Origin of the sequence: Roseomonas sp. KE0001, from assembly GCF_016107285.1 — a bacterium.
Taxonomy (GTDB): Bacteria; Pseudomonadota; Alphaproteobacteria; order Acetobacterales; family Acetobacteraceae; genus Pseudoroseomonas.
Window position 1 is genome coordinate 1 of the sequence record NZ_RCVQ01000035.1, and the last position, 1380, is coordinate 1380.

Consider the following 1380-nt stretch of genomic DNA (forward strand, 5'->3'; position numbering starts at 1 on the left):
TGGCGAATTCGGCCTCGGTCTTCTCGCGCACCTCGTCGAGCGTCACGCCCGGCGCCAGCTCGGCCAGCACCATGCCGCCGCCCTGGCGGTCGATGGTGAAGACGGCGAGCTCGGTGACGACCATGTCCACCACGCCCTTGCCGGTCAGCGGCAGGGTGCATTCGCGCAGCAGCTTGGGCTTGCCGCCGGCGGTGTGCTCCATCAGCACCACCACCTTCTTGACGCCGGCGACGAGGTCCATGGCCCCGCCCATGCCCTTCACCATCTTGCCCGGGATCATCCAGTTGGCGAGGTCGCCGTTCTGCGCCACCTGCAGCGCGCCCAGGATGGAGATGTCGATATGCCCGCCACGGATCATGGCGAAGCTGTCGGCGGAGGAGAAGAAGCTGGTGGTGGGCAGCGCCGTCACGGTCTGCTTGCCGGCGTTGATCAGGTCGGCGTCCTCGTCCCCCTCATAGGGGAAGGGGCCCATGCCGAGCATGCCGTTCTCGGATTGCAGCTGGACGCTGATGCCGTCCGGGATGTGGTTCGCCACCAGCGTCGGGATGCCGATGCCGAGGTTGACGTAGAAGCCGTCCTCCAGCTCGCGCGCGGCGCGGGCGGCCATGTCGTCGCGGGTCCAGGCCATGGCTGCTGCTCCTCAGGCGACGTTGCTGTTGGCGGGGTTGAGGTCGGTCACGCGCTTGCGGACCGTGCGCTGCTCGATTCGCTTCTCGTAGCCCTCCGGCAGCTTGACGATACGCTTCACGTAGATGCCGGGGGTGTGGATCTGGTCGGGGTCGATCTCGCCCGGCTGCACCAGGTGCTCGACCTGCACGACGGTGACCTTCGCCGCCGTCGCCATCATCGGGTTGAAGTTGCGCGCGGTCTTGCGGAAGACGAGGTTGCCCTCGGTATCGGCCTTCCAGGCGTGCACGATGGCGAGGTCGGCGAAGATCCCGCGCTCCATCACATAGGTCTCGCCGTCGAACTCGCGCGTCTCCTTGCCTTCCGCGACCTGCGTGCCGACGCCGGTCCTGGTGAAGAAGGCGGGAATGCCGGCGCCGCCGGCGCGGATACGCTCGGCCAGCGTGCCCTGCGGGTTGAACTCGATCTCCAGCTCGCCCGCCAGGTACTGCTCGGCGAAGGTTTTGTTCTCGCCGACATAGGAGGAGATCATCTTGCGGATCTGCCGCGTCTTCAGCAGCAGGCCGAGGCCCGCATCGTCGATGCCCGCGTTGTTGGAGACCACCGTCAGGTCCTTCACCCCGGAATCGCGGATCGCCTCGATCAGCAGGGCGGGGATGCCGCAGAGGCCGAAGCCGCCGGCATGGATCAACATGCCGTCGCGCAGCACGCCTTCCAGCGCGGCCTTGGCATCCGGGTAGACTTTCCGCATCG

The 1380-nt window shown here is 67.3% G+C and carries 2 protein-coding genes; both read right to left on the reverse strand.

Translation table 11 applies throughout. The features are described 5' to 3' along the window. The coding region (locus D9598_RS20840) for a CoA transferase subunit B (RefSeq protein ID WP_198368397.1) at positions 1-628 on the reverse strand (628 nt) is incomplete at its 3' end. Positions 629-640: 12 nt separating this feature from the next. Next, complete coding sequence (locus D9598_RS20845; RefSeq protein WP_198368398.1) at positions 641-1378, reverse strand: CoA transferase subunit A; 738 nt, start codon at positions 1376-1378, stop codon at positions 641-643. Positions 1379-1380: the final 2 nt, after the last annotated feature.